Genomic DNA, 1264 nt, shown 5'->3' on the forward strand with positions numbered 1-1264 from the left:
AAAATTAGTTTATGTATTTATCGTTAGTTTGTCGCTGTTAGTTTGGGACAAAATAATAATTTTCGATTGTTTTTATAGCCTCATTTGCTGAATAACAAACTGCAATTTTATAACCTAACAATTCGACTTTGCTTAAAAACCAAGTTTGATTAGTAGATAATCGCCCTTTGTCGCTTTTCATCTCAATAAATAAACCATGATAACCACCAATCGGAACAGGCAAAAACAAATCAGGTACACCGCTCAACATTCCCTGTTGTTTTGATTTTGTCGCCTGTAGTGCTGATAGTTTTACGCCATTGAGTGAACAATGAAGCAAGTCTAGGTTGGGGTATTTACCTGTTTTATGCGCCCACCTTGCCCACTCTACAACCTGTTGCTGATAGTTAGCCTCAGTGTGTTTTATAGGTTTTTTGGTGCGTGATGGTTTAATAAGTGGTTGTTTTGATATGGTGTTATCAATCATTGTTTTTAGTGTCATCTTATACAACCAAAATTAAATACGTTTTAGGGCGCGTAACTGCAACATACAAACACTGTAAAGCCTCGCTACGGTTACGCATTGTTAAAATATCAGCAACATCAACAATAGCAACATCAAACGTAGAACCCTGCGCTTTGTGTACTGTTGACGCTACACACGGCCTTAATTCTGCTATTGACTCTTTTATCATGTAACCTTGTGCGCTTGCTTCCTCTGCCTGTTCTAACAATTCCGCCTTGATTTTGTAGTCTAATGTTAGACCGCTTTGAGCTTTTAGCTTGTTAAACGTCCTAAAAAAACCATCTTCTTTATTCCGTTTTTCTTTCGTGTCAATCGCGGCGTTAACTGTTAGATTTCCGTCTAATGTAACCGATACGCACGCTATGCCGTGTATTAAAAAAGGATTGCCGATGGAAGTTATCACTCCCTCATAGTTGTTGTTAATGACCTTGTAAATACCAGTTAGCGACGAAACAGGTTCTCCAGCAACAAACGATTGCACATCACGGCCGTGCAACATTGAGCGAATAGCAATCATTTGTTTGTCTATAGACTCGTTTTTATACGCTAAATAGCGACAGTCCATGCCATTCTTTAATGCGTCCGAACAATAATCTGCAATCTCATGTTTTTGTATCATCCCAATTTTTGCGCCATCTTTATCATACTCATTCACCATTTCAACAATATCACTTACGGTAATATGGCTAGATGACTCCATAACACGCCGTAAAGCCGCGCTTAACTCAATAATAGGGTTATCTGTGGATTGCCTAATAA

2 protein-coding genes are annotated in these 1264 nt (G+C 38.4%); both read right to left on the bottom strand.

Going from position 1 to position 1264, the window contains the following annotated elements; translation table 11 throughout:
• Positions 1–37 precede the first annotated feature (37 nt).
• Complete coding sequence (locus tag Q0212_RS16275; protein WP_297927483.1) at positions 38–481, bottom strand: VRR-NUC domain-containing protein; 444 nt, start codon at positions 479–481, stop codon at positions 38–40.
• Between the two features lies 1 nt (position 482).
• A partial coding sequence (locus Q0212_RS16280) for an ATP-binding domain-containing protein (RefSeq protein ID WP_297927485.1) occupies positions 483–1264 on the bottom strand: 782 nt, incomplete at its 5' end.

The sequence above is a fragment of the uncultured Agitococcus sp. genome, assembly GCF_937920075.1.
In the GTDB taxonomy this organism is placed as follows: Bacteria; Pseudomonadota; Gammaproteobacteria; order Pseudomonadales; family Moraxellaceae; genus Agitococcus.

What these genes read in the sequence shown, in the direction of transcription:
- Q0212_RS16275 (WP_297927483.1), bottom strand. Translation starts at nt 481, where the DNA reads ATGACACTAAAAACAATGATTGATAACACCATATCAAAACAACCACTT.